This is a genomic window from Arthrobacter sp. 2YAF22_2, assembly GCF_052114645.1.
In the GTDB taxonomy this organism is placed as follows: Bacteria; Actinomycetota; Actinomycetes; order Actinomycetales; family Micrococcaceae; genus Arthrobacter.
On record NZ_JBFRFD010000744.1, the window covers coordinates 1 to 1215 of the forward strand.

Annotated in this window: 1 protein-coding gene and 1 pseudogene; both read right to left on the minus strand. The window is 74.2% G+C overall.

Features of this window, described 5'->3' with window-relative positions; all coding sequences use genetic code 11:
- A pseudogene (locus AB4Y86_RS19200) lies at positions 1-559 on the minus strand (hypothetical protein); the annotation flags it as partial.
- A gap of 1 nt (position 560) precedes the next feature.
- The coding region (locus AB4Y86_RS19205; protein ID WP_441403714.1) for a helix-hairpin-helix domain-containing protein at positions 561-1215 on the minus strand (655 nt) is incomplete at its 5' end.

Here is a 1215-nt window from a genome sequence, read left to right on the forward strand (position 1 = left end):
CCTCGATTTCGGCCACTACCGAGGCGCCGGCGGCAACGGCTTCCGCGACCGCGCCTTCATTCCGCGGCACCGAAGCGACCGCCGCGTGGGCGCCGGCCGCGCACGAGAGCAGCAGGGCCGCGGCCGCGGTGCCCCGAAGGCTCCGGGCACCAGCCTTCCGGCGCCGGCGGTGTGGCGCCAGCAATATACCCGCCGCAGTGGCCAGAGCGGCGCAGCCGAAGGCAAGGGCCGTCGGTGCCAGCCACCCTCCCGCGAGGGCAGTCCCCCAGACGAGCAGCGCCGCTGGCACCAGCCGAAGGTCGGTCCGGCGCCGGCTCCCCGACGAAGCATCGGACGACAGCGGACGGGCGGCGGTCCGGCGGGCCCGCAAGGCTTCGCGGACGCGGTGCTCCAGCGTGGCCAGGGTGGTTCTGGCAGTTGCCAGCAGGTGAGGAGGCCCCGCGGGCCCTGCCGCAGGCTGCCCGGAGCCCTGGCCGGGTGGGACGGTGTTCCGGGCCATGGATGCGGCCGCAGCGTCCCGCAAGGACTGCCAGCGGGGCGGCTGCCGCTCTGCAGACATGTCAGATCCGCACGAGTGGCAGGAGGGCCGCGAGCAGCTTCGGGCCGACCCCCTCGACAGCGTCCAGTTCCTCGACGCTGCGGAAACGGCCGTGCTGTTTACGCCAGTCCACGATGCGCTGGGCCAAAACCGGGCCGACGCGCGGCAGCGTGGCCAGCTCTTCGACCCCGGCGGTGTTCAGGTTGATTTTCGCCGCGGGCGGTCCGTTGCCGCCGCCGCTTCCTGTCCCTTCGGTGCCTGTTCCACCAGTTCCGACGGAGGGTGCGGCCCCGTCGGCGGCGCCAGCACCTTCCGGGCCGCCGCGCTCCGGGACGAGGATCTTTTGGCCGTCCTCAAGGACGGCGGCAAGGTTGAGCCGGTCCAGGTCCGCGGCGGCCGTACTCCCGCCGGCGGCCCTGATGGCTTCGTGGAGCCGGCTCCCGCCCGGCAGCTCCAGCACGCCGGGGCTGGCCACTGCGCCTGCGACGTGCACGACGATCCTGCCGCCCGCCGCTGCAACGGGATCTTGAGTGGCCGGATCAGTCGGTCCTGATGTACCGGCGGGCTCGGCGGTAGGCTCCCCGAGGGGGTGGACCCGGGGCGCGCCGTCGGCCGCCTGCCACCAGAACCAGCCGCCCAGCAGCACGCAGATCAGCCCCAGCAGCGCCGCGGCACGC